This window comes from Microbacterium sp. Z6_144 (assembly GCF_057197625.1).
This window is the reverse complement of the sequence record NZ_JBXVPT010000001.1, coordinates 1,607,564-1,632,353: the sequence shown is the minus strand read 5'-3', so window position 1 is coordinate 1,632,353 and position 24,790 is coordinate 1,607,564. Positions and strand designations below refer to the sequence as shown.

Annotated in this window: 17 protein-coding genes and 1 pseudogene; 8 read left to right on the top strand and 10 right to left on the bottom strand. The window is 70.1% G+C overall.

What is annotated here, in order from left to right:
* Window positions 1-9 precede the first annotated feature (9 nt).
* Together lepA and AC2DGY_RS07970 are read right to left on the bottom strand one after the other, a co-directional pair.
* The gene (lepA, locus tag AC2DGY_RS07975) at window positions 10-1,866 is read right to left on the bottom strand and encodes a translation elongation factor 4 (protein ID WP_484509155.1); all 1,857 of its coding nucleotides are present in this window, start codon (window positions 1,864-1,866) and stop codon (window positions 10-12) included.
* Window positions 1,867-1,878: 12 nt separating this feature from the next.
* On the bottom strand, window positions 1,879-3,033 hold the full coding sequence (locus AC2DGY_RS07970) for a pyridoxal phosphate-dependent aminotransferase (RefSeq protein WP_484509154.1): 1,155 nt from the start codon (window positions 3,031-3,033) through the stop codon (window positions 1,879-1,881).
* A 218-nt stretch (window positions 3,034-3,251) separates the two neighbouring features.
* Here AC2DGY_RS07970 and AC2DGY_RS07965 point away from each other — a divergent pair, with 218 nt between their 5' ends.
* The 3 genes from AC2DGY_RS07965 (at window position 3,252) to rpsT (ending at window position 9,059) form a co-directional block, all read left to right on the top strand.
* The gene (locus AC2DGY_RS07965; protein ID WP_484509153.1) at window positions 3,252-7,904 is read left to right on the top strand and encodes an ExeM/NucH family extracellular endonuclease; all 4,653 of its coding nucleotides are present in this window, start codon (window positions 3,252-3,254) and stop codon (window positions 7,902-7,904) included.
* Between the two features lie 63 nt (window positions 7,905-7,967).
* Complete coding sequence (locus AC2DGY_RS07960) at window positions 7,968-8,687, top strand: alpha/beta fold hydrolase (protein WP_484509152.1); 720 nt, start codon at window positions 7,968-7,970, stop codon at window positions 8,685-8,687.
* A gap of 111 nt (window positions 8,688-8,798) precedes the next feature.
* Window positions 8,799-9,059, top strand: coding sequence for a 30S ribosomal protein S20 (gene rpsT / locus AC2DGY_RS07955; protein ID WP_484509151.1), 261 nt, complete (start codon window positions 8,799-8,801; stop codon window positions 9,057-9,059).
* 60 nt (window positions 9,060-9,119) lie between these two features.
* On the opposite strand, the gene holA is transcribed toward rpsT, so the two are convergent.
* The 5 genes and pseudogenes from holA to AC2DGY_RS07930 all read right to left on the bottom strand — a co-directional run.
* Complete coding sequence (holA, locus tag AC2DGY_RS07950; protein ID WP_484509150.1) at window positions 9,120-10,157, bottom strand: DNA polymerase III subunit delta; 1,038 nt, start codon at window positions 10,155-10,157, stop codon at window positions 9,120-9,122.
* Window positions 10,158-10,166: 9 nt separating this feature from the next.
* Window positions 10,167-12,464 (bottom strand): ComEC/Rec2 family competence protein, encoded by a 2,298-nt coding sequence (locus AC2DGY_RS07945; RefSeq protein WP_484509149.1) that lies wholly within the window; start codon window positions 12,462-12,464, stop codon window positions 10,167-10,169.
* Between the two features lie 32 nt (window positions 12,465-12,496).
* Complete coding sequence (locus AC2DGY_RS07940) at window positions 12,497-13,102, bottom strand: ComEA family DNA-binding protein (RefSeq protein WP_484509148.1); 606 nt, start codon at window positions 13,100-13,102, stop codon at window positions 12,497-12,499.
* 90 nt (window positions 13,103-13,192) lie between these two features.
* Window positions 13,193-15,772 (bottom strand): leucine--tRNA ligase, encoded by a 2,580-nt coding sequence (gene leuS / locus AC2DGY_RS07935; protein WP_484509989.1) that lies wholly within the window; start codon window positions 15,770-15,772, stop codon window positions 13,193-13,195.
* A gap of 132 nt (window positions 15,773-15,904) precedes the next feature.
* Window positions 15,905-16,729 (bottom strand): annotated as a pseudogene (locus tag AC2DGY_RS07930) (anthranilate synthase component I family protein); the annotation flags it as partial.
* 459 nt (window positions 16,730-17,188) lie between these two features.
* Here AC2DGY_RS07930 and AC2DGY_RS07925 point away from each other — a divergent pair.
* Genes AC2DGY_RS07925 through AC2DGY_RS07910 form a run of 4 tightly spaced genes read left to right on the top strand, consistent with a single transcriptional unit; the run spans window position 17,189 to window position 20,526 of the window.
* Window positions 17,189-17,851 carry a DedA family protein gene (locus AC2DGY_RS07925; protein WP_484509147.1) on the top strand — a complete coding sequence of 221 codons (663 nt, stop codon included), beginning with the start codon at window positions 17,189-17,191 and terminating at the stop codon, window positions 17,849-17,851.
* 5 nt (window positions 17,852-17,856) lie between these two features.
* Window positions 17,857-18,900 (top strand): App1 family protein phosphatidate phosphatase, encoded by a 1,044-nt coding sequence (locus AC2DGY_RS07920; protein ID WP_484509146.1) that lies wholly within the window; start codon window positions 17,857-17,859, stop codon window positions 18,898-18,900.
* A 28-nt stretch (window positions 18,901-18,928) separates the two neighbouring features.
* Entirely contained in the window at window positions 18,929-19,642 is a 714-nt protein-coding gene (locus AC2DGY_RS07915) for an SOS response-associated peptidase (protein ID WP_484509145.1), read from the top strand.
* A 20-nt stretch (window positions 19,643-19,662) separates the two neighbouring features.
* Window positions 19,663-20,526, top strand: coding sequence for a 3-methyladenine DNA glycosylase (locus tag AC2DGY_RS07910; RefSeq protein WP_484509144.1), 864 nt, complete (start codon window positions 19,663-19,665; stop codon window positions 20,524-20,526).
* On the opposite strand, the gene AC2DGY_RS07905 is transcribed toward AC2DGY_RS07910, so the two are convergent.
* Both AC2DGY_RS07905 and AC2DGY_RS07900 read right to left on the bottom strand, forming a co-directional pair.
* A complete protein-coding gene (locus AC2DGY_RS07905; protein ID WP_484509143.1) occupies window positions 20,527-21,735 on the bottom strand; it encodes a glycoside hydrolase family 3 N-terminal domain-containing protein in 1,209 nt (402 codons plus the stop codon). It lies immediately after the preceding gene.
* Window positions 21,732-22,040, bottom strand: coding sequence for an ArsR/SmtB family transcription factor (locus AC2DGY_RS07900; RefSeq protein ID WP_484509142.1), 309 nt, complete (start codon window positions 22,038-22,040; stop codon window positions 21,732-21,734). Before AC2DGY_RS07900 ends, AC2DGY_RS07905 begins: the two co-directional genes overlap by 4 nt.
* A 76-nt stretch (window positions 22,041-22,116) precedes the next feature.
* Between AC2DGY_RS07900 and AC2DGY_RS07895 the strand changes: the two genes are divergently transcribed.
* On the top strand, window positions 22,117-23,313 hold the full coding sequence (locus tag AC2DGY_RS07895) for an MFS transporter (protein ID WP_484509141.1): 1,197 nt from the start codon (window positions 22,117-22,119) through the stop codon (window positions 23,311-23,313).
* Window positions 23,314-23,321: 8 nt separating this feature from the next.
* Here the strand turns inward: AC2DGY_RS07895 and bsh are convergent, their stop codons facing one another.
* Window positions 23,322-24,341, bottom strand: coding sequence for a choloylglycine hydrolase (gene bsh, locus AC2DGY_RS07890; RefSeq protein ID WP_484509140.1), 1,020 nt, complete (start codon window positions 24,339-24,341; stop codon window positions 23,322-23,324).
* Window positions 24,342-24,790: the final 449 nt, after the last annotated feature.

Below are 24,790 nucleotides of genomic sequence, written 5' to 3'. Positions count from 1 at the left end.
GGGGAACGGCTACTTGCCGTCGACGTCGCCGGAGAGCGCCGCGATGAACGCCTCCTGGGGGACCTCGACCCGGCCGACCATCTTCATGCGCTTCTTGCCCTCTTTCTGCTTCTCGAGGAGCTTGCGCTTGCGCGTGATGTCACCGCCGTAGCACTTGGCGAGCACGTCCTTGCGGATCGCGCGGATGTTCTCACGGGCGATGATGCGCGCGCCGATGGCGGCCTGGATGGGCACCTCGAACTGCTGGCGCGGAATGAGCTTGCGCAGCCGCTCGGTCATCAGCGTGCCGTACGCGTAGGCCTTCTCCCGGTGCACGATCGAGCTGAACGCATCCACCTTCTCGCCCTGGAGCAGGATGTCGACCTTGACCAGGTCGGCCTCCTGAGATCCGGCGGGTTCGTAGTCGAGGCTCGCGTAGCCCTGGGTGCGACTCTTCAGATGATCGAAGAAGTCGAACACGATCTCCCCGAGCGGCATGGTGTACCGCAGCTCGACGCGGTCCTCGCTGAGGTAATCCATGCCCAGCAGCGTTCCGCGTCGTCCCTGGCAGAGCTCCATGACGGTGCCGACGTAGTCCTTGGGCAGCAGGATGCCGACCTTCACGACCGGCTCGGACACCGAGGCCACGCGGCCATCCGGGTACTCGCTCGGGTTGGTCACCGTCACGGTCTCGCCGGTATCCGTCGTCACCTCGTACGTCACCGATGGGGCGGTCGTGATGAGGTCCAGGCCGAACTCGCGCGAGAGGCGTTCGGTGATGATCTCGAGGTGCAGCAGGCCGAGGAACCCGGCACGGAACCCGAATCCGAGGGCGACGGAGGTCTCGGGCTCGTACTGCAGGGATGCGTCGGAGAGCTTGAGCTTGTCCAGCGCCTCGCGGAGCTCGGCGTAGTCGCTGCCGTCGATCGGGTAGATGCCCGAGAACACCATCGGCTTCGGGTCGGTGTAGCCGGGGAGTGCATCGGTGGCGGGCTTGCGGTGCGTGGTGATCGTGTCACCGACCTTGGACTGGCGCACGTCCTTCACACCCGTGATGAGGTAGCCCACCTCCCCCACGCCCAGTCCCTGGGTGGGGACGGGTTCGGGGCTCGATACGCCGATCTCCAGCAGCTCGTGCGTGGCCTTGGACGACATCATCTGGATGCGTTCGCGCGGCCCGAGCTTGCCGTCGACCATGCGCACGTAGGTGACGACGCCGCGGTAGGCGTCGTACACCGAATCGAAGATCATCGCGCGGGCGGGGCCCTCGGGCTTGCCCTGGGGCGCCGGGATGTCGGCGACGATGCGGTCGAGCAATTCCTCGACACCCTGCCCCGTCTTCCCGCTGACCCGCAGCACGTCGTCGGGGTCGCCGCCGATGAGGCCGGCGAGCTCGGCGGCGAACTTGTCGGGGTCGGCGGCGGGCAGGTCGATCTTGTTGAGCACCGGGATGATGTGCAGGTCGTTCTCGAGCGCGAGGTAGAGGTTGGCGAGCGTCTGCGCCTCGATCCCCTGCGCCGCATCCACCAGCAGGACAGCGCCCTCGCAGGCGGCGAGCGACCGGCTCACCTCGTAGGTGAAGTCGACGTGTCCGGGCGTGTCGATCATGTTGAGCGCGTAGGTCTCGGTCGTGCCATCACCCCGGCTGAGGGCCCACGGCATGCGCACCGCCTGGCTCTTGATCGTGATGCCCCGCTCGCGCTCGATGTCCATGCGGTCGAGGTACTGCGCGCGCATGTCGCGGTCGGCGACGATGCCGGTGATCCCCAGCATCCGATCGGCCAGCGTCGACTTGCCGTGGTCGATGTGGGCGATGATGCAGAAGTTGCGGATCAGCTCGGGCGGGGTCGCGGACGGCGCGAGAGGCTGCAGGGCGAGGGGTGACATGTCCCCTTGATTCTACGGGCGCGCGGCGGCAGGCATGGGCAGACGCCGGACGCCCTCGACGAGCTCCTCGCGGTCGCTCGCGACGCACACGCGGATCCAGCCCTCCCCGGATGCTCCGAAGGCCGACCCCGGCGCGACGGCGACGCCACGCTCGTCGAGGAATCGTTCGCACCACGCAGCGACGTTCCCCTCGGTCGCGTGGGACATGTCGATCCAGAGGTAGAAGGCGCCGCTGGGCTCGAGATACGTGAATCCGCGCTCGTCGAGCACGGCTGTGGCGGCTCGGAGGTTTTCCGCGTAGTGCGCGCCGGCCTCCTCGACGCCGTCCTGCGGCCCGGAGAGCGCCGCCAGGGCCGCGTACTGCGCGGCGGTGTTGACGCAGCTGATCGCCGCCTCCTGCACGCGCAGCATCACCTCGGTCATCTCGGGCGGGGTGACGAGCCATCCGACCCTCGCGCCGGTCATGGCGTAGGTCTTCGACGTCGAGAACACCGTGAGCACGCGCCCGTCGGTGTCGAAGGTCGCCGCGCTGGCGTGCGGGGATCCCCACGTGAATCGCTCGTACACCTCGTCGCTGATGAGCCACAGGTCGTGCCGGCGGGCGAACGCGACGAGGTCGGCGATGAGCTCGGGCGCGTAGGTCACCCCGAGCGGGTTCGAGGGCGAATTGATCACGATCGCCCGGGTGCGGGGCGTGACCAGCCGCTCGAGCGCGTCGGAGTCGGGGGCGAAGCCCCGCGCGGCTTCCAACCGGTAGGGCACGGGTCGCGCCTGCAGCATGTGGGCGCTCATCGTGAAGGTGGTGTAACCCGGATCGGGAAGGAGAACCTCGTCCCCGGCCGCGAGGACGAGCGTCATCGCCTGGTGCAGCGCCTGCGTTCCACCGACCGTGACCCAGACCTGCTCGACGTCGACATCCAGGCCGTTCTCGCGTGCGAGCTTGGCGACGATCGCCTCGCGGAGCGGCCGGATGCCGCCGTTGGGCGTGTAGCGGGTCGCACCATCCGTCCACGCCTGCGCGCCGGCCGCGCGGATCCGCTCCGCGACGGCCTCCCCGGGCTCGCCGACGGACAGGATGATCGTCCCAGGCCGCCGCAGCGCGATCTCCAGAATCCGGCGTACGCCCGACCCCGGCATATCGTCGATGTGCGCGGAGACGTGCGGCATGCCGCCATCGTAGGGGGCGCCGCCCATCTCCGAACCCAGGCGCGGGCAACCCGCCGACGAGCATCATTTCGATGCCGGGAACGGACTGTTCACACCCCGGAAACCCGGTGTCCGCGGCCGTCCCTATGATCGGAGGCAGGTCCCCCCGACCTCCCCACGGTGCCCACCCCGGGCGCATCGCGATGCTCGCGTGCGCTCAGAATCTCGGAGAAGAGTCTGTGACGACGCATCCCTCGGTCCCGGTTCTGCGTGACTCCCACCGGAGGGGGACGATCCGCTCCCTGCTGTCGGCCGCGCTCGTCGGCGCGCTGTCGCTCGGCGCGGTCGGTCTCGGCGTTCCCGCCACGGCCGCGGTGAGCCCGGATGCCCCGGTGGTCATCAACGAGGTGTACGGCGGTGGCGGCAACAACGGCGCCACCCTGACCCACGACTTCGTCGAGCTGGTCAACGTCAGCGACGCACCGGCGGCGCTGACGGGCTGGACGCTGCAGTACGCCTCCGCCACGGGCGCGTTCTCCCAGCAGTTCCCGCTGACGGGCACCATCGCCGCAGGCGGCCACTTCCTCGTTCAACTCGCTGCGGGGGACGGCGGCACGACGCCGCTGCCGACGCCGGACGCCACCGGGTCGCTGGCGCTCGGGGGCACCGCGGGCAAGGTGGCCCTCGCGTCCGACACCACGGCGGTCAGCGGCCCGGATGCGGCGAACGTCGTCGACTACGTCGCGTGGGGATCGAACGCCACTCCCGCGGCGGGCACCCCCGCGACGGGGACGACGAACACGACGAGCGTCTCGCGGGATGCGGCGCACACCAACACCGCCGTCAACGCGGCGGACTTCACCGCGGGCACCCCCACCCCGCGGAACTCGCAGGGGGCCGCCGCACCCAGCCCTGAGCCGACCCCGGACCCCACACCCACCGAACCCGCACCTGAGCCCACGCCGACGGACCCGGCGGTCGTGACGATCGCCGGCATCCAGGGCACAGGACCGTCGAGTCCGCTCGTGGGTCAGACCGTGACGACCGAGGGTGTTGTGACGGCGCACTACCCCACGGGCGGTTTCAACGGCTACGTGATTCAGACCCCCGGCACCGGCGGCGCGCTGGATCTCGCCACGCACACCGCGTCCACCGCGGTGTTCGTGTTCGCGCCGCAGGCGGTCTCGGAGGTCGCGCTCGGGCAGACCGTCCGCGTGACCGGAGTGGTCAGCGAATTCAACGGCCTGACGGAGCTGACCGTCGGGCCCGGCAACGCGCAGGTCATCGCCGGCGCCGCCGACCCTGTGCCCGCCCCGGTGGGGTGGCCCACCGATGACGCCCAGCGGGAGGCGCTCGAGTCGATGCTCGTGCAGCCGCTGGGCTCCTTCACCGTCACGAACACCTTCACGACCAACCAGTACGGCGAGGTCGGACTCGCAGCCGGCGACGAACCGCTGCGCCAGCCGACGGATGCCGCGACCCCGGGCAGCGACGAGGCGGCGGCGATCGCCGCCGACAATGCTGCGCGCGCGGTGACGCTCGACGACGGTGCGTCGACCAACTTCCTGAGCGCCGCGAACAGCGGGCTGACCCCGCCGTACGTGTCTCTGACGGAGCCGGTGGTCGTCGGCGGTGCGGCGCGCTTCGCCGAACCCGTCATCGTCGACTGGCGCAACGGCGCATGGAAGCTCAACCCCCCGCGCGCGCTGGTCGGCGACGGCTCGGGCGACGGCGACGGTGTGGAGTTCTCGAATCCCCGTACGGCGGCTCCCACCGGCGTGGGCGGCGCTGTGAGCGTCGCATCCTTCAACGTCCTGAACTACTTCACGACGCTCGGCGACAGTGGCCCGTCGTGCGAACCATTCGTAGACCGCACCGGCAACGGCAACAACGTGGACGAGGGATGCCTGCAGCGCGGCGCGTGGGATGCGGCGGACTTGGAGCGTCAGCAGGACAAGATCGTCTCGGCCATCACGACCCTCGACGCCTCCGTCGTCGGGCTGATGGAGATCGAGAACTCCGCGGCGCTCGGCGAGACGCCCGACGAGGCCACGGCCTCGCTCGTGGACGCACTCAACGACGCCGCGGGAGCAGGCACGTGGGACTACGTCCGATCCTCGGAGGAGCTGCCGCCCGTCACTGAGCAGGACCTCATCACCAACGCGATCATCTACCAGCCGGCGCTCGTCGAACCCGTCGGACCGTCGCGCGCCCTGGGTACCCTGAGCGAGAGCGACGAGGCGTTCGGCAACGCGCGTGAGCCGATCGGTCAGGTCTTCGAGCCCCTCGCCGGAGGCGACCCGTTCCTGTTCGTCGTGAACCACTTCAAGTCGAAGGGATCGGCCGGACCGCTCCCCGGCGACGAGGACAGCGGTGATGGACAGGGGGCATCGAACGCTTCCCGCGTGGCGCAGGCGACCGCGCTGCGAGACTGGGTCACCGACATCCAGGGCGACACCGCCTCCGTCGTGCTGGCGGGAGACTTCAACTCCTACGGCCAGGAGGACCCGCTGCAGGTGCTCTACGCGGGGGGCTACACCGACGCGGAGGCTGCCTTCGACCTCGGCGAGTCGAGCTACTCGTTCCAGGGACTCTCGGGCTCACTGGACCACGTTCTGCTGAACGAGGCGGCGCTCGCACGCGCCACCGGCGCCGACATCTGGAACATCAACTCGGGCGAGTCGGTCGCGCTGGAGTACAGCCGCTACAACAACCACGGCAGCCTCTTCCACGAGCCCGGCCCGCACCGCTCATCGGACCACGACCCGGTCACGGTCGGCCTCGCCGCCGAGGAAGCACCGGTCGAGATCGACATCCTGACGATCAACGACTTCCATGGTCGCCTGGAGGCGAACCCGTCCGGTGACGAGGCGGGTGCTGCGGTGATCGCCGGGGCCGTGAAGGCGCACGAGGCGGAGAATCCGAACACCTTGTTCGTGTCGTCCGGTGACAACATCGGGGCATCGACGTTCACGTCGCTGATTCAGGACGACAACCCCACGATCGACACCCTGGTGGCATCGGGGCTGGACGTGAGCGCGGTGGGTAATCACGAGTTCGACCGGGGGTTCGATGACCTCGTGAACCGTGTGCTCCCGCGGTTCGGCGGGAACACCGACCCGGCGAATGTCACCGCCGGGCAGCGTGCACTCGGTGAGGCCTACGGACTGGGCGCGAACGTGTACGCGAAGGGCACCACCGACCCGGTGCTTCCCGAGTACGTGATCAAGGAGCAGGACGGTGTGGGCGTCGCGTTCATCGGGACGGTGACACCGGACACGGCGACGATGGTCGACCCCGCCGGGGTCGCGACCATTGAGTTCGGGGACCAGCTGGAAGCGGCCAACCGGGTCGCCGCCGCACTGGCAGCCCGGGATGATGTAGATGTCATCGTGCTGCTGACCCACTCCGGCGCCGCGACCTCCGGCGACTGCGCGGCCCTCGCGGCCGATCGGGCCGGGTTCGGGGCGCTGGCGACCGGCGCGTCGGCGGAGATCGACGCGATCGTGTCGGGGCACACGCACCAGACCTACGCGTGCGACGTACCCGTCGATGGGGCTGCGGGTCAGACCCGCCCCGTGATTCAAGCGGCGGAGTACGGCAAGGCGATGGGCAAGCTCGACATCGCCTACGACCGGGTCCGCGACGAACTGGTCTCCATCGATGGAAGCACCTTCCCCTTGAAGGGCGCGTACCCCGCCGACGCGGACATCCAGGCGACGGTTGACGCGTACGTCGCCGAAGCCGACGTGCGCGGTGCCGTGCCGGTCGGGGAGATCAGTGGCGACATCCTCCGCGGCGGCGCCAAGCCCGGTGATGACCGCGGGGTGGAGTCGTCGATGGGGAACTGGGTCGCCGACGTGTACCTGTGGGCCACCAGTGACAACCCGCAGTTCGCGGGCATCCCGGCCCAGATCGCGTTGATGAATCCGGGCGGCCTGCGAGCGGACCTGCTCCGCGGCGAGGACGGCATCGTCACCTACAAGGAAGCGGCCCTCGTACAACCCTTCGCCAACACCCTGGTGACGGTCACCCTCACCGGCGCGCAGATCCAGGAGATCCTGCAGCAGCAGTGGAAGGCGACCGGCGACCGGCCCAAGCTGCACCTGGGGGTCTCGGACGGGTTCAGCTACGAGTACGTCGAGGATGCCCCGCCTCCCGGGCAGGCCGCACCGCGGAGCGGGCAGGTGGTCTCGATGAGCTATCAGGGTGAGGCGATCGCTCCGACGGACACCTTCACGGTCGTGACGAACTCGTTCCTCGCCAATGGCGGCGACGGATTCACCACCTTCGCCGAGGGCACCGACCGCACCGACACCGGTCAGGTCGACCTCGACGCGACGCTGGCGTACTTCGAAGCGTTCGACGTGGTCGACCCGGCGCCCCTCGGTCGCGCGATCGTGTCCCCCGTCGGCAACCCGGGTCAGAACCCGGGGACGCCGCCGACGCCCGTCGACCCCGGCGGCACCCCGCCGGCGGGGGGCCCGCAGACCGGGCGCGACTGGGCCGATGTCACGCTCAGCAACGGCGGTCGCGTCGAACAGGGCGGCGTGCTGCGGGTCACCGTCAGCGACCTCGACCCCGGGCGGCAGATCGCCGCGACCCTGTTCAGCGACCCGATCATCGTCACCGGCATCCCCGCGGCCGACGCCTCCGGCGTCACGTCGTTCTCGATCGCGATCCCCGCCGACTTCGACCTCGGCGCGCACCGCCTGGTCATCACGACAGCCGGACTCGACCCCATCCAGGTCGGCGTCACCGTCCTCCCATCCGGCGCCCTCGCGGTCACCGGTGCGGAACTGCCGTGGGGTGTCGCCCTGGCGGGCGGGTTCCTGCTGGTGGCCGGCGGCCTGGCGTTCGTCCTCCGGCGCCGGACCGCCGCGTCGCGCTGACGCGTGCAAGGCGGCCCCGGTCTCCCGTGCGGAGAGGCCGGGGCCGCGTCGTATCGTGGAGGCATGTCGGTCCACGTGGTGTTCGTGCACGGGATCCGGACATCGGCGACCATGTGGCGCGCGCAGGTCGCCTACCTCGAAGAGCGCGGTACTCCTGCGACAGCCGTGGACCTCCCCGGTCACGGCTCGAGGATGGCCGAGACGTTCACCCTCGACGGGGCGTTCGAGACGATCGACGCCGCCGTCCGCGCCGCCGCCACGGATGGCCCCGTCCTGCTGGTGGGGCATTCGATGGGCGGACTCCTCTGCATCGAGTACGCCGGGGCCCAGGACACGCCTCCGATCGACGGCTTCATCGCGGCATCCTGCACCGCCATCCCCCGCGGCATCGGTCTGGCCACCTACCGGGCGCTGGCCCGCGGCTTCGACGCCCTCCCCGGCCGAGGGCTGCGGATCACGCAGTACATGCTGCGGAAGACCCTTCCCGCCGAGACCGCCGGTGACTTCGGCGCGGGCGGTTACGCGTTCGACGCCCAGGACAGCGCCATGGCCAGCTTGTCCGTGCTCGACCTGCTCGCAGCGCTCCAGCGCATCCGCGTGCCGCTGTGGTTCATCAACGGCCAATACGACCAGTTGCGGATCAACGAGCGGCTCTTCCGCAAGGTCGCACCCCAGGCCGAACTCGTCGTCGTCCCCCGCACCACGCACCTGGTTTCGGCCATGCGCCCGGAGGTGTTCAACGCCCTCCTCAACCTGGCGATCACGACCATCGAGCAAGACTGATAGACTCGGTCATTGGCTTGCGTGTGGGTCCCACCCCTCACGACCGCTGCGTGGCACCCCTCTACTGTCACGCGGCATTGACCAGATCACTCCGAACGAAAGACGTCGACCGTGGCGAATATCAAGTCGCAGATCAAGCGCAACAAGACCAACGAAAAGGCGCGTGCGCGCAACAAGGCTGTCAAGAGCCAGCTGAAGACCGAGGTGCGCCGCACCCGCGAGGCCATCGCCGCCGGCGACAAGGCCGCCGCGGAGAAGGCACTCGCAACGGCGACCAAGCGGCTCGACAAGGCTGTGAGCAAGGGCGTCATCCACGAGAACCAGGCGGCGAACCGCAAGTCGGCCATCGCCAAGCAGGTCGCGGCTCTCTAAGACCGTTTCGAAGGCCCGTCCCGTTCGCGGGGCGGGCCTTCGGCGTACCCGGCTCGCTCGTCAGGCGGCGAACGGGGCGCGGGTCGCGATGACGGTGATCATCCGCTCGAGCGCGAAGATCGGGTCGCGCGAGGCGCCCTTCACCTCGGCATCGGCACGGGCGGTGGCCTGAATCGCCATCCCCAGCGTCACCTGCGACCATCCGACGAGGTCGCGCCGCGCCCGGTCCACCTGCCAGTCCTTCATCCCCAGCCGGGCAGCGAGAGCCCCGGACGGCTCTCGGTTGCCGGCGACGCGTGCCATCGTCCGCAGCTTCATCGCCACCGCGGCCACGAGCGGCACCGGATCGGCGCCGGAGGCGAGCGCATGGCGCAAGGCTAGCAGCGCATCGCCGTAGCGTCCGGCGATGGCGAAGTCGGCGACGGTGAACGCCGAGGTCTCCACCCGGCCGCCGTAGTAGCGCTCGACGATGCGGTCGTCGATGTCGCCCGGAACGTCGGAGATGAGCTGCTGGCAGGCCGAGCCCAGCTCGGTCAGATCATCCGCGAACGCGGAGACGAGCGCGCGCAGCGCCGTGGGAGCGATCCGCTTGCGTGCGGCGGAGAACTCCCCCGCCGCGAAGTCGTACCGGTCGGAGTCGCGCTTGATCGCCGGGCACGCGATCTCGATGCCACCACCCTGACCCGCGCGGACGGCGTCGAGGAGCTTCTTACCGCGGACGCTGGCACCGGTGTGCCGCAGCACGACCGTCGCCCCCTCCTGCACCTGAGAGAGGTAGGAGATGGCCTCGGCGAGGAACACGTCGGAGCAGCGTTCGACGCCCGAGATGCGAACCAGGCGCGGCTCACCGAACAGGGACGGGGAGCTGACTCCCAGAAGTGTTCCCGCGACGTAATCGTCGGCGCGCACATCGCTGACTTCGAGGCTCGGGTCCTCCGCCCTCAAGTACTCGCGGATACCGGCGATCGCGCGCTCCGCGCACACTTCCTCCGGGCCCGAAACGAGCACGATCGGTGCCGGCTGCGGATCACGCCACGACACCTGCGGAATCGCCGAGCGCGTCTTCGCCGGCGCGCTGCGGCGGGGTGTCGGGGCCATGTCTCCAGCCTAACCAGCGGGTGAGACGCTGCGCTCGCGCCACAGTCGCAGCGCCTCCCCCTCCCGCCACACCGCGACCGCTCCGTCGGTGTCCGATCGCGCGATGCGCGTGCCCTCCGCCCGGAGGATGTCCAGCAGCGTCTCGCGGGGGTGGCCGTAGTCGTTGCCCCGTCCGACGGGGATGAGGGCGACGTGCGCACCGGCGGCGTCGTACAGCGCCGGGTCCTGGTCGGCGCTCCCGTGGTGGGCGACCTTCACGATGTCATACCCGCTCAACGGAGCCGCGCCGCGCATCCGCGTCTGGGGCTCTTCCGACAGGTCTCCCAGGAGGAGACTGCGTGGCAGGCCCCCGCCGTCCACATCCATGGCGACGCTCGCGTCGTTGCCGGGCTCACGAACGGATGCGGCGGGCCAGAGCACGCGCACTTCCGCGTCGCCGAACGACCCGTGGTCGCCGGCGGACACCTGTCGTCGCGACGCTCCGCTCTCCTGCAGTGCCGCAAGCGTCCGCGCGCCGTCGGCATCCGGCGGCCCGTGCCAGACGGTTTCCACCCGCCCGAGCAGTGCCTCGACTCCCCCGGAGTGATCGGCATCGAAGTGCGTCAGGATCAGCAGGTCGACGCGCGATACGGCGAATCGCTCCAGGCAGGTCTGCAACGGCTCCGGGTCGGGTCCGGTGTCGATGAGCGCGACCGCGCCGGCCGAACGCATCAGGACGGCATCGCCCTGACCGACGTCGCACATCGCGACCTGCCAGCCCACCGGAACCGTCCACGGCGCCGCGACGCTCACCAGCGCCGCCTGGCCCGCAGCGAGCCCGCCTGCGACGGCGACCACGAGGAATCCGGAGGATCGGAGCACGAGCCACCGGCGGACGCCGTCGCGCGGAATGAGGATGACGGCGGTGACCGCGGCACACAGCACCGCGAGCGTCGCGACCCCGAGGGTTCCCTCCAGCCACGGTGCCCGCTGCGCGGGAATGCCCGCCATCGTCTCGGCCACGCCGGCGATCCACGACGCCGGGATCCACGCGAGAGCGACGAGCCCCTCCTGCAGGACAGGAAAGGGTGCAGCCAGGCAGGCGAAGAGCCCCACTACCGTCGCCATCGGAGCGGCAGGTCCTGCCAGCATGTTGGCGACCACGCCGAGGACCGGCACGTGCGGGTCGAGGAGGATCAGGAGCGGGGCGCAGGCCAGTTGCGCAGCCAACGGCACCGCGACAGCCAGCGCCAGCGGACGTGGGATCCTTCGCCCCAGCGCCATCGCGAGCGGACCGGCGAGGACGAGCAGCGACGCCGTCGCCGCCACCGACAGCGCGAACCCCCACGCCAGCGCCAGCCACGGATCCAAGAGCAGGAGGACCGCGACGGCGATGCTCAGAACGGCGATTCCCGAACCTGCGCGGCCGAGCGCCAGCGCCAGCATCGCGATCGACGCCATCGCAGCGGCGCGCACGACGCTCGGCTCGGGGGTGACCAGGAGGACGAACAGTGTCAGAGCACCCATCCCCACCGCGACGCGGACTCCCCGCCGCGCACCGCAGAGAGCCGCGCACCCGAACGCGAGCCCGACGACGATGGCACAGTTGGCGCCCGAGACGGCGGTGAGGTGTGACAGCGAGGCGTCGGTCATCGCGTCATCCAGCGCCGTCCCCACCGCCGCGGTGTCGCCCACCGCGAGCCCGGGGATGAGTGCGGCTCCCGGACCGGGAAGGCGAGCAGCGGATGCCGCGAACTCCGATCGCAGGCGCCACAGCAGCTCCCAGACACCCGTCGGGGCACTGATGACGTCGATACCCGAGGAGACCCGGACGACCACGACCTCCCGGTCTCCGGGGTCGGGAGTCAGCGCTGCACCGGACACGCGGATGCGAGCGCCCAGATCCACGCCGCGCGTGGCGGCGTCGCGGTCGTCGGCGGCGACGCCGATGCGGACGGGCAGATGACCGGCCACACCTCGCGCGCCGGAACGGAGGAGGTGGGCCGTGGCGTCGAACCAGACGTCGCCCGAGGGCCCGGGGTCCAGGCGGCCGGTCACGGTGGCCTCCACCTCGACGAACCGACCCCCGGGCCCCGCCACGACACCCGTCGCCTCACGCGCGGGCTGCACCCCGGCCACGTGCGCGCACGCTCCCCCGGCGACGCCGAAACAGACCGCCACGACGGCCAACCACCTCCGCGGGCGCCGAAGCACCACCGCGACGGCGACGGCGACCACGGCGAGGAACCAGCAGGCCACGGCGGCCGCACCGGCCGAATCGGGCAGCAGAACGGCGACCGCGGCCGCCGTCCACGCCGTCGCTGCCACGGGAACCAGTCGAAGCCCGCGTCGCGACGCGTTCACACGCGCACCTGATCGCGCATCCCGGCCAGGAGCTTCTCACCGATGCCCGGCACCGCGAGCAGATCCTCGATGCTCGCGAAGCGCCCGTTCTCCTCCCGCCAGGCCAGGATGCGCTCGGCCAGTGCCGGCCCGATGCCGGGCAACTCCTCCAACGCCGCTGCATCCGCGGAGTTGAGATCCACGACGCCCTCGCCCGCCGGCTGGACGCTGCTCCCTGCCCCGGACGATGGCGGGCCAGCTCCCACGACGGGCACGACGATCTGCTCCCCGTCCGCCACGGTGCGGGCGAGGTTCACGGCGCCCCGGTCCGCGTCGGCCGCGAAACCGCCCGCGGCGGCCACGGCATCCACCGCCCGCGCGTCGGAGGGCAGCGCGTACAGGCCCGGCGCCGCGACCGCCCCGGCCACGTGCACGTAGACCGTCGTCGGCGGCGCGGTAGCCGGGGAAGGCGCCGGCGCGGAGGTCACGGTCTCGGCGGCGCCGGGCGATCCACGAAGGATGCCGATGGCCACCGTGAGGGCGAACGCACCGAGAACGAGCACGACGACCGCGCCCGCCCCGATCCGGCGGCGGGCGCGGGTTCCCTCGGATTCCGAAGCCACCCGCGCCACGCTAGGCGTCGCGGCCCCGCGGCCGCGGCCCGTTCCGGCGTCCCGTGGATGGGCCTTCCCGCACGACGGGTGGGGAGGAGGCTACTTCGTGGAGAAGCTCACGACCTTCGGCGGCCTCACGACCGCCCGGACGACATCCCGGTCGCCGAGAGCGCGCTGAACCTTGACGTCGGAGCGAGCGAGCTCCTCCAGGGCTGCGGCGTCGATCCGGGCCGGAACCTCGAGGGTGGCGCGTACCTTGCCGTCCACCTGCACGATCGCGGTGACGGTCTCCTCGACGAGGAGGGTGGGGTCAGCCGACCGCCACGGCACGAGTCCGACGAACGGCTCGTAGCCGAGCACGGCCCACATCTCCTCCGCCGTGTGGGGCGCGAAGAGGTCGAGCACCATGGCCGTCACCTCCGCCGCTTCCCGCACCGCCGGATCGCTTGCACCGGCCCCGGAGTCGATCGCCTTGCGGGTGGCGTTGACCAGCTCCATCAGGCGCGCGACGACGACGTTGAACTTGGTCTGCTCGACCAGCCCGGGGGCGTCGGCGAGGAGGCGATGCGTCACGCGGCGCAGGGATGCGTCACCCTCGGCCCACACGACGTCGGGGCTGCTGTCGACGTCGTTCGCGACGCGCATCGCCCGGGCGAGGAACTTCGCAGCCCCCGTCGTGGACACGTCGTCCCAGTCCTTGTCATCCTCCACCGGGCCGGCAAAGGCCAGGGCGACCCGCAGCGCGTCGGCGCCGTGGGTGTCGAGCTCCTCCTGGAAGAGCACGAGGTTGCCCTTGCTCTTGGACATCTTGGTCCCGCCCAGGATCACCATGCCCTGGTTGATGAGGTTCGAGAAGGGCTCCGTGAACTCCACCATGCCCATGTCGAACATGGCCTTGGTGATGAACCGCGCGTACAGCAGGTGCAGGATCGCGTGCTCGACGCCGCCGATGTAGAAGTCGACCGGTCCCCACTTGTCGGCCTCGCGGCTGGAGAACGGCTGGGTCTCATCTCCCGGTGACAGGAAACGCATGTAGTACCACGACGAATCCACGAAGGTGTCCATCGTGTCGGGGTCGCGTCGCGCGGGTGCACCGGTCTCCGGGTCGACGGTCTCGACCCAGCCCGTGGCCGCGCCCAGGGGCGAGGTGCCCTTCGGCGTCAGATCGAGGCCCTCGACGTCCGGCAGGCGAACGGGCAGTTGATCCTCGGGCACCGGCATGATGCGGCCATCCTCGCCGTGCACCATCGGGATGGGCGTGCCCCAGAAGCGTTGGCGCGAGATGAGCCAGTCGCGCAGGCGGTAGGTCTTGGCCGCACGGCCGCGGCCGCTGGCCTGGAGGATGTCGATGACCCGGGCGATCGCGGTGCGCTTGGACAGCCCGTCCAGCGGACCGGAATTGATCATCCGCCCCTCGCCGGTGAGTGCCACACCCGTCCGCCGCGGATCCAGCTCGTCCAACTGACCCTGCAGCGGGTCGATCGGCACGCCGTCCTCGTCCACCTCGATCACCGGGATCGCGCCGGTCACCGGCGCCGTGGTGTCGACGACGACCCGCACCGGCAGATCGAAGGCCCGGGCGAAGTCGAGGTCGCGCTGATCGTGCGCGGGAACGGCCATGACCGCTCCGTGCCCGTAGTCGGCGAGGACGTAGTCCGCCGCCCAGATCGGCAGCCGCTCGCCGTTGACGGGGTTGATCGCGTAGCGCTCGAGGAAGACACCGGTCTTGGGCCGGTCGCTGGACTGCCGGTCGATGTCGGTGATCTTGCGGACGCCGTCCAGGTAGTCCTGGAAGCGCATCCGCGCCTCGGGCGAGGCATCCGCCACCAGCTCGGCGGCGAGGTCGGAGTCGGGAGCCACGACGAAGAAAGTCGCGCCGTAGAGCGTGTCGGGGCGGGTGGAGAACACCGAGACCGTACCGGGGCGCCCCTCGATCTCGAACTCGATGTCGGCGCCGATGGAACGGCCGATCCAGTTGCGCTGCATCTGGATGACCTTCTGCGGCCAGAACCCCTCGAGCTGGTTCAGGTCATCCAGCAGCCGGTCGGCGTAGTCGGTGATCTTCAGGTACCACTGCGTGAGCTTCTTCTTGATGACCTCGTTGCCGCATCGCTCGCAGCGTCCGTCCACGACCTGCTCGTTGGCGAGCACCGTCTGGTCGAAGGGGCACCAGTTGACCGGGCTCTCCTTGCGGTAGGCCAGGCCTCGCTCGTAGAGCTTGAGGAACAGCCACTGGTTCCAGCGGTAGTACTCCGGGTCGCTGGTGTGCAGGACGCGGCTCCAGTCGAAGGAGACTCCGTAGTCGTGGAGGCTCTGCTTCTGCTGCGCGATGTTGGCGTAGGTCCACTTCACCGGGTCGGCACCGCGCTGGATGGCGGCGTTCTCGGCCGGCAGACCGAACGAGTCCCACCCGATGGGGTTCAGGACGTTGTACCCGCGGTGCCGCCAGAACCGCGCGACGATATCGGAGTACAGGTAGTTCTCGGCGTGGCCCATGTGGAGGTCGCCCGACGGGTACGGGAACATCGCCAGCACGTACTTGCGTGGGCGTGAATCGTCCTCTCCCCCTGCGCGGAACGGGTCGCGTTCGGCCCAGAGATCCTGCCACTTCCGCTGGATCGCGTGCGGATCGAATCCACCGCTGTCGGCGGCGGTGGAAGGCGTGGTGGTCTGGGACACGGAGGAGCCAATCTGGAGCGTCGGAAGGCGCCTCGCGAGCGCCACTCCCAGATTACCGGACCCCTGCCGCGCCCAGTCGGGGGGCAGCTCCGCACCCAGAGCGGCCAGCGGTGCGCGGGCTTTGAGGGCGACCTCGGCCACTTCCGCATCCACTCGTGATCCCCAGGTGATTCCGCCTCCCGCACCGACGTACGCACCACCGGGGTGCGTGACGACGCTGCGGATCACCATTGCCAGATCGGCGGCTCCGTCGTCGCCCACCCACCCGAAGCATCCCGCGAACACCCCGCGGGGGGCGCCCTCCAGCGAATGCAGGATCGTCATCGCCGACAGCTTGGGCGCCCCGGTCATGCTCCCGGCGGGGAACGTCGCATCCAGCACGGCACCGACCGTGGTGCCGGGCTCCAGGGTTCCCGCGATCGAACTGACCAGCTGGTGGACGGCCGGGTAGGACTCCACCTCCAGCAACCGCTCCACGACCACGCTCCCCGGCCGGCACACCCGTGAGAGATCGTTGCGCATCAGGTCGACGATCATGACGTTCTCGGCGCGCTCCTTCGGGTCGTTCCGGAGTTCCGCCACGAGCCGGCGGTCCACCCCCGGATCGGCGTCGCGCGGACGGGTGCCCTTGATCGGATGCGTGCGGACAGTGCCGCCGGAGATCTCGAGGAACCGCTCGGGGGTGGCACTGGCCAGTGCCACGGCGCCGGAACGCACGAGCCCCCCGTGATGGGAGGGGGCAGCCGTGCGCAGACGCCCGTATACGGCGAGCGGGTCGACGGCGCCGGCGACGGTGAACCGTGTCGTGAGGCACAGCTGATACGCGTCTCCCTCGCGGATGCTGTCACGGCACCTGTCGATGAGCTCGGCGTACTGCGGGGCGGTGTGCCGCGCCGTCGCCGTTCGCCTCTCCGGTCCCGAGGCCGGTGCCGAGGAGACATCGACCGCGGCGCCCACCCGCGCCGCGAGAGCGTCCGCCCGGTCCGGTGGCGCGATCACCCACGTGCGCCGGGCCGCGTGGTCGAACGCGACGACCTCGTCCACGCGGAGCCACAGTTCGGCGGGTACCGGTTCGTCCGCCGCGTGCACCGGCGCGCCCGCCGATGCCGCGCCGGGCTCGTAACCGATCCAGCCGACCCACCCGCCACGGAATGGGCCGGCTTCGGAGCGCTCGGCATGCTGCGTCGTCTCCACGGCACGCACCCGGGCGGGATCGGCCTCGGGGACACCGAACCCGACCCAGCTCCAGCCCTCCTGCGCCTCCGGTCCGGCGTCGAGCCAGAACACGTGCGGGTGGGAAGCGGCGAGCAGCCCGAACACCGCCGCGGGGTCCCCCCACCGCGGCAGCACGACGGCGACGGAAGACGGCGGCACGCTCCCAGGCTAGAGGGGGCGGGCGCCTCTAGGCTCTGTCCCGTGAACGAGATCCTCACGGACCTGCTGAATGCGGTTCAGGGCGTCGATCCGGTTCTCCGCACGCTCGTGGCAGGGCTGGCGATCCTCCTCGAAACCAGCGTGCTGGTCGGGCTCATCGTCCCGGGTGACACGGTCGTCATCGTCGCCGGCACCGCGATCTCGTCCCCGTGGGATGCTGTCGCCCTCGGCATCTCGGTGGTGGTCGGCGCGCTCGTCGGGGAGAGCATCGGGTTCGGCCTCGGTCGGTTCCTGGGGCCGCGCATCCGTACGTCCCGGTTGGGCAGGCGCATCGGTGAGCCAAACTGGCAGCGCTCGGAGCGCTACCTACGGCGGCGCGGGGGGCCGGCGATCTTCCTGTCCCGCTTCCTCCCGGTACTGCACTCCCTCGTGCCGCTCACGGTGGGCATGAGCGGGTACAGCTATCGGCGCTTCCTCGCGTGGACCGCCCCGGCGTGCGTCGTGTGGGCCACGCTCTACATCACCGTGGCCGCGCTGGCCGCGGGCACGTACCGCGAACTGGCCGACCGGATCCACTTCGCGGGCTACATCTTCGTCGGCGTCATCGTCGTCTTCCTCGTCCTGGTATTCGTCGGCAAGAAGCTCATCGAGAAGGTCGAGCGGCGCCACCTGGACGCATCCGAGCCCGAAGACGTGGAACACTGAACGGAATGTCCTCCGCCGAACCGCAACGCACCAAGGTCCTCTGGCTCGCCCGACTGGAGCGCCGCCTGCACGCCTGGCGTGAACGGCGCTCGCGGGGGCGAGGGCTGCGCCCGCAGGTCGCCGGTTTCCCCGGCTACGGAGGCGAGGACTGGGTGCGCGTGCTCGGTCGCGTGCTGATCGCCCCGCCGATGCGCAAAGACGCCACCGGCGAGTACGCGAGCGTGCGGGGCTGGCGCAGTTTCGTCTCCGTTCCCGTCGGTTACGCGCAGGTGCGCATCACGGTGCAGGGCACCACGCACGAGGTTGTCGCCGACCGGGGCGGCGTCATCGACACCGTCGTGCCGGCACGTCTTGACCCGGGCTGGCAGACGCTGACGATGTCGGTGGAGGGCAGCGAACCCGCCGAGACGCGCGTGTTCATCGTGGCCTCCGACGTGCGATTCGGCGTGGTCTCCGACGTCGACGACACCGTCATGGTGACCGCCCTCCCGCGACCGCTGCTCGCGGCCTGGAATTCCTTCGTCGTCGACGAGCACGCGCGCCAGCCCGTGCCCGGGATGGCGGTGCTGCTGGAACGGCTGACGCGGGACAACCCCGGCGCGCCGATGCTCTACCTCTCCACCGGAGCGTGGAACGTGGCGCCCACCCTCATCCGCTTCCTTCGCCGGCACCTGTTCCCGCCGGGGTCGATCCTCCTCACCGACTGGGGCCCCACGCACGACCGCTGGTTCCGGAGCGGCCGCGACCACAAGGCCTCGAATCTGCAGCGCCTCGCGGCCGAGTTCCCGCAGATCCGCTGGCTGCTGGTGGGTGATGACGGACAGCACGACGACGAGATCTACACGAAGTTCGCCAGCGAGAACTCCGGCTCGGTCGCCGCCGTCGCCATCCGCCGCCTCTCCCCCGCCGAGGCCGTCCTCGCCGGTGGCCGGACCGTCGTCGACGACCACTCGGCGGCGAACGTGCCGTGGGTGACCGAATCGGACGGCGCCGGACTCCTCGAGCGCCTCGAGGACGTGGGAATCATCTCGAGCGACCCGCACGCCTGAGGTCGCCCCCACCGCGTACGGTGGAAGCATGTGCGGTCGATTCGTCGTGGCCAACGTCGGTTCCGAGCTCGTCGGGGTGCTCCGGGTGGATGTCGAGGCCGAGAACCTGCCCGCACCGTCGTACAACATCGCCCCCACGGACACCGCGGCGATCGTGCTGGATTCCGCCAAGACCGAGCCCCCAACGCGCCGCCTGGAGCCCGCGCGATGGGGGCTGGTGCCCGGATGGGCGAAAGACCCGAAGGTCGGCGCGCGGGCATTCAACGCCCGGAGCGAAGAACTCGAGGACAAGCCGATGTTCCGTCGTGCACTGGAGAAGCGTCGCGCCGTGATCCCGGCGTCCGGCTACTACGAGTGGAAGGCCACCGATTCGGGAAAGGTGCCGCACTTCATCCATCCCGCCGAGGGCTCTCCGATGTTCTTCGCGGGCTTGTACGAGTGGTGGAAGAACCCGGCCCTGCCCGACGACGACCCCGACCGATGGATGCTGAGCTTCACGATCCTCACACGGGATTCGATCGGCCGCCTCGGCTCGATCCACGACCGCATGCCGCTGTTCATGGACCCCGATCACGCCGACGCGTGGCTCGACCCGTCCACCGACAACGTCCGTGACGTGCTGGATGCGGCGATCGACGCGGCTCCCGCCGTCGCCGACGCACTGGAAGACCATGTCGTATCGAAGGCTGTGGGCAACGTCCGCAACAACGGCCCGGAGCTCATCGAACCCGTCGACGAGTGACCCTCGCCTATCCTCGGAACGTGTCCGTCGACCTCGCTCCTCCCCCCGTCCTCCACGCCGAGGAGTGGCACGAGCGCGCACGCGCGCATGCCGAGCGCGCCGACGCGTTGACGGCCGGTCGCCGCGAACGGGCCGCCCGGGGTGAGACGCATCCGGTCGATGACTTCCTCTTCACGTACTACTCGTACCGGCCGGCGCTCCTGCGCCGCTGGCACCCGGGGGCGGGCGTCCAGCTGCGCGATGCCACCGAGCGCACCACGTGGCGCTGGTACCGGGCCGGGGACGAACCGGGCAGCGCAGTGGTCGACGCCGAGCTCCTCCGCACCGAGCGGGCATCGCTCCTTCGCGGCATCCAAGGCCTCCTGCGCTCGACTGCGGGACGGGCGCCGGTGTACGGATGCTTCGGACTCCACGAGTGGGCGATGCTCTACCGCACGAGCGAGGTGCGCCATCCCGCTCCCCTGCGCCTGGGTGCCGCCGGTACGGACGAGGTCGTGGAGTCGCACGACCTGCGCTGCACGCACTTCGACGCCTTCCGCTTCTTCACACCGGACGCCGTGCCGCGCAACCGCGACGCGCTCTCCCGGGATCACCAGGCATCGTTCGAGCAGCCGGCGTGCCTGCACGCCGGGATGGATGTGTACCGATGGGCGGTCAAGCTCGGCCCCCTCGTGCCCGGGGAGCTCCTTCTGGACTGCTTCACCCTCGCGCGCGAGATCCGGCAACTGGACATGCGCGCCTCCCCCTACGATCTGACCGCGTGGGGGTACACGCCGGTCGCCATCGAGACCCCCGATGGCAAGGCCGAGTACGTGCGGCAGCAGCGCGGCTTCGCCGCACGGGCGGCGGGTCTGCGGGAACGCCTCCTCGCGGTCGTGGGCTGATCAGCCCGCGGGGTCGCACGCCGGGCAGGGCACGAAGCCCCCGCCCGCATCGGCACGCTCGAGGCGGAGGGCCGCCACGCGGGTCGCCGCCTCGTCCAGCCGGCCCGCGGGGAGCGTCCCGGATTCCACCGCCGCGACGATTCCATCGACGATCTGCGACGCGGAGTCTGCAGTGGTGAACATCACGGACAGCACGAGGTCGTTGCCGGCGGCCAGGGCCGCCACGGCGTTGGCAACCGGATCGGCGAATCCGGGTTCCCCCGAGGCCTGCAGCATCCCGAGGTCGTCCGTGACGGAGACGCCCGTGAAGCCCAGCTCCTCGCGGGCGATCCGGTGCCACTCGGGCGACAGGGATGCCGGCACGGAGTCCACGGCCGTGTACCGGAGGTGTCCGTACATCAGCAGCGGGGCGCCCGCGTCGATCCCCGCAGCGAACGGCACCGCATCGCTCGCGCGCCACTCTTGGAGCGTCTCGTCCGTTTCCGGAATCCCGGCGTGCGAGTCCCCCGGGGCGGCCCCGTGGCCCGGGAAGTGCTTCAGCGTCGACGCGGCCTGGCTCCCCTCGCCGGTCAGGGCCGCGACGACTCGCTCGGCAGAGCCGGCGGGGTCGGCCCCCAACGCCCGGCGGAAGATGAACATCGAGCGGTCGGGGGTCACGTCGGCCACGATGCCGAAGTTCACCGAGATGCCGGCACGATCCACGAGCGCTGCGCGGGCGGCGAACGCGTCGCGCGCGGCGTCGGGCGCGACATCCTTCAGTGTGCGGGCCGCGGGGAAGCCATCCCATGGGAGCCGGGACACGTCGCCGCCCTCCTGGTCGATCGCGATCAGCGTCGGGAAGGCCGGCTCGGGGGTGAGGGCGGCGGTCAGGGCGCGCAGCTCGTCCTCGTTCTCGGGGACGTTCGCACCCATCAGGATGAAAGCGCCGAGCCCGTTCGCGTCGCGATAGGCGGCCGCCGTGGCGGGATCGGTGGTCGGAACGTGGCCCATCACGACGCTCGCGGCCTTCTCGCGCAGCGTCATCGTCGCAACGCGGGCGGCGGCCCGCGCGTCGGCCGCCGAGTCGTCGAGCGGCGCGGCGGCGACGCGTACCTCTCCGCCGCTCGCCGGGGTGGGCGATAGGTCATGGGTCGCGGGATTCCCGCCCGGCCCGGCAGCGGCCAGCAGCACCGCGGCCGCTGCGAACGGTGCGAGGAGGACTCGGATCACGCGGACCAGCCGACTCGGTCGGCCCCCACCGCATCTGTCACCGCGTCGACCAACCCGGGGAACCGCTGCTCGAGCTCGCGCTTGCGCAGCCGGATGTCGTGCGTGCGGCCATGTACCTCGTAGGCGACGAGGCCGGCTTCGCGCAGGGTCTTGAAGTGGTGCGCGCAGGTGGCTTTCGAGGTCGCGAACGCTTCCCATACCTCGGACTTCGGGCGCGGGTCGCCGTCGGCAAGCATTCGGACGATGGCGAGCCGGGTCGGGTCACCGAGCGCCTTCAGCACGCCCTCCATGCTGACGTCTGTCATGTCCGGTACGGGGTACTCCGGCATTTCGTCACTCCGATCGTTCCATAGATGTCGAACTCTTCCCTAAGCTGTCCGTATGACACCCATCGAACAATCGTACCCGGGGTCGCGAATCCCTGTGTCGGTCCTCGTGCGGCTCTGGGTTCTCGCGGGAGCGATGTTCGCCGTCGGCACCAACGCCTTCGTGATCGCCGGCGTCCTGCCCGACCTCGCGCGCTCCTTCGGCGCGACGACGGCCGTGGTGTCGACCGCGATCACCTGGTATGCCGCCGTCGTGGCCGTTGCGGCACCGCTCGTTGCGACCTTCCTCGCGCGTGTGCCGCGACGCGCACTGCTCACGGGTGGGATGGCCCTCGTGGCGATCGGCATCACGATCACGGCCGTCGCGGGCACCGTCGAGATCTTCATCGCGGGGCGCATCGTCGCGGCGTTGGGCGGGGCCGCGCTCGTTCCGCCGGCGACGGCGGCCGCCCCCGCGCTCGTCGACCCCCGCCACCGCGGCGCGGCGATCGCCATCGTGACGTTCGGGTTCTCGGGCGCGATCGCGTTCGGGTCGCCTCTCGGGGCGGCTCTCGCCAGCGCCGTCGGATGGCGCACCGCACTGGGAATCATTGCGGGGCTCGCCGTCGTCCTCGCCGTCGTGATCGGGCTCACCCTGACGCGTATCCCGGATGCGGTGGGGGCGACGCTGCGCGCCCGCTTGGCGGTGCTCGCCGACCGCCGCATCCTCCTCGTGCTCCTGGCCATGGTGTGCGTCACGCTCTCGTTCAACGTCCTGTACGTCTTCAGTGCGGAGGTGCTGGCACCGGTTCTCGGACCCTCGCACAGCCTGCTGGCCGCCGCATTGCTCGCCTTCGGCCTCGCCAGTCTCCTCGGCACGTGGCTCGGGGGACGCATGGTCGACCGGATCGGCGGACGACGGGCCACAATCATCGGTCTTCTCGGGATGGCGGTGGTGTACGTGGTGCTCGAGACCTCGACCACCTTCCTCCCCGGGGCGATCCTCATCTACGCGATCTGGGGAGTCGTCGCGATGAGTCCCCAGGTCGGCATCCAGGATCTCCTGGTGGTCGCCAATCCCGCCGAGGCGGGGGTCACCCTCTCCTGGTACTCGACGGCGATGTATCTCGGTATCGCGCTCGCACCCATCGTCGGTGCCGCGGCGCTCGGGGTCGGGCGTCTTGCCATCCCGCTTGCCGCATTGGGGGCGGCGATCCTCGCGCTCGCGTTCGTCATCGGGTCGCGGCGGCGAAGTCAGCCCGCAGGCGCCTGAGCCGGCCGTCAGTTGGCCATGCGGATCTGCTGGCCTTTGACGAGGGGGTAATCGGCGAGCGTGCTGCCGTCGAGGTCTTCCTGGTGCATGTCGACCCCGGTCACCTGGCTGTTCTCGTAGGTCGTGTAGTAGTAGATCCCCTGATCGGTGTTGCAGCACGAGGAGTAGATGGTGATCTCGAATTTGCCGGGCGACACCTCGACGCATCCTCGCTGCTGGGCGACGGATCCCAGGATCTGGAAGAACTGGCTGATCGATTCCGACTCGGAATCCCCCGAGACCGAATTCAGCTTCGTGAAGGCGGCCTTGACGAAACGCGATGACGACGACAGATCGCCGGGCAGGCCGATCGCTCCCATTCCACGGCTGTAGACGTCGAACTCCAGTTCGTCGGAGAAGTGCGCCTCCGGCGGGTTCTTGGACAGGTGCATGAAGTTGTTGAGGTTGAACGACTGGATGTCGAAGGTGGGGTTGTTGGTGAGGACGCCGATGGGGTTGTCGTACACCTTAAGGCCCTCCTTGACGCTTTCCACCGTGAGGGACCGATTGCGGTCGGAGATGATCCAGTGCAAGGGCGACAGCGGGAAGGTCTCGCTGAAATTGATCTCCACGAGGCTCAGCCCGGCCAGAGCCGTCTTCACCTCGTCGACGGTCTCGAACTGCCCGAGGATCCACGGGATGAACTCGAACGGGGTGATGTTGGTCTTGTCCCGCGCCTCGGGCTTGTAGTCGGCGTTGTCCGGGAAGTTCAGCCCGGCCATGCTCAGGCCCTTCTCGTTCGTCGCGTCGTAGTACAGCGGGTACCCGTCCGCGATGGTCGCCATCCCGATGATCGCGTGGTGGGTCGGGAGCGCGGCCGCTTTACGGAATTCGAAGGGGAAGTTCCGCGGCGTCACGGTGACCGTCTCGTTGTAGGAGAACTCCAGATCGAGATTGCGCCCGAAGTAGTGATCCCGAGTGGTGTAGTTCGCTCCTGTGCACATGTGGCCCTCCGGTGTGAGCTCGTCGGTCTCACGTTGTGCGGCCACCGTACGGCGCTGAAGACCACGTCACTAAGGCCGAAAGACCCACGGACACCGTGCGCCGAATGGCGAGGTGCGGAGACGTCTCCAGAGGAAGAAAAACGTCCTCGCTCCCCAGACCGGGAGCGAGGACGTTCTGCCTCACAAGAGACTTCGGTGGACCTGAGGGGACTCGAACCCCTGACCCCCTGCACGTTGTGTGCCCGTGGCTGGTTGCTTGAAATCTCGGGGCAAACCGCCCTCCGACCGGGCATTAGCTTAGTCAATCTTTGGCCGCACTGGACCGCTGTTTACCGCACCGGAGTGCCGCCGAGTGCCGCGTCCGTCGCCCATCGAGTGCCCCGTGAGTGCCGCTGCTCAGGCTGACAGCTTTGCCACGCCGGCATTCGAGAATCGCAAACCGCCACCAGGCACTTGGGGGTGAGCATCGCCCCGGCGGGTGATGCCGCGGACGC

Bases quoted from the DNA above. Each gene is read 5' to 3' on its own strand.
- AC2DGY_RS07895 (WP_484509141.1), top strand. From the start codon at position 22,117: ATGACACCCATCGAACAATCGTACCCGGGGTCGCGAATCCCTGTGTCG.
- AC2DGY_RS07960 (WP_484509152.1), top strand. From the start codon at position 7,968: ATGTCGGTCCACGTGGTGTTCGTGCACGGGATCCGGACATCGGCGACC.
- AC2DGY_RS07970 (WP_484509154.1), bottom strand. From the start codon at position 3,033: ATGCCGCACGTCTCCGCGCACATCGACGATATGCCGGGGTCGGGCGTA.
- lepA (WP_484509155.1), bottom strand. From the start codon at position 1,866: ATGTCACCCCTCGCCCTGCAGCCTCTCGCGCCGTCCGCGACCCCGCCC.
- AC2DGY_RS07900 (WP_484509142.1), bottom strand. From the start codon at position 22,040: ATGACAGACGTCAGCATGGAGGGCGTGCTGAAGGCGCTCGGTGACCCG.
- holA (WP_484509150.1), bottom strand. From the start codon at position 10,157: ATGGCCCCGACACCCCGCCGCAGCGCGCCGGCGAAGACGCGCTCGGCG.
- AC2DGY_RS07915 (WP_484509145.1), top strand. From the start codon at position 18,929: ATGTGCGGTCGATTCGTCGTGGCCAACGTCGGTTCCGAGCTCGTCGGG.
- AC2DGY_RS07920 (WP_484509146.1), top strand. From the start codon at position 17,857: ATGTCCTCCGCCGAACCGCAACGCACCAAGGTCCTCTGGCTCGCCCGA.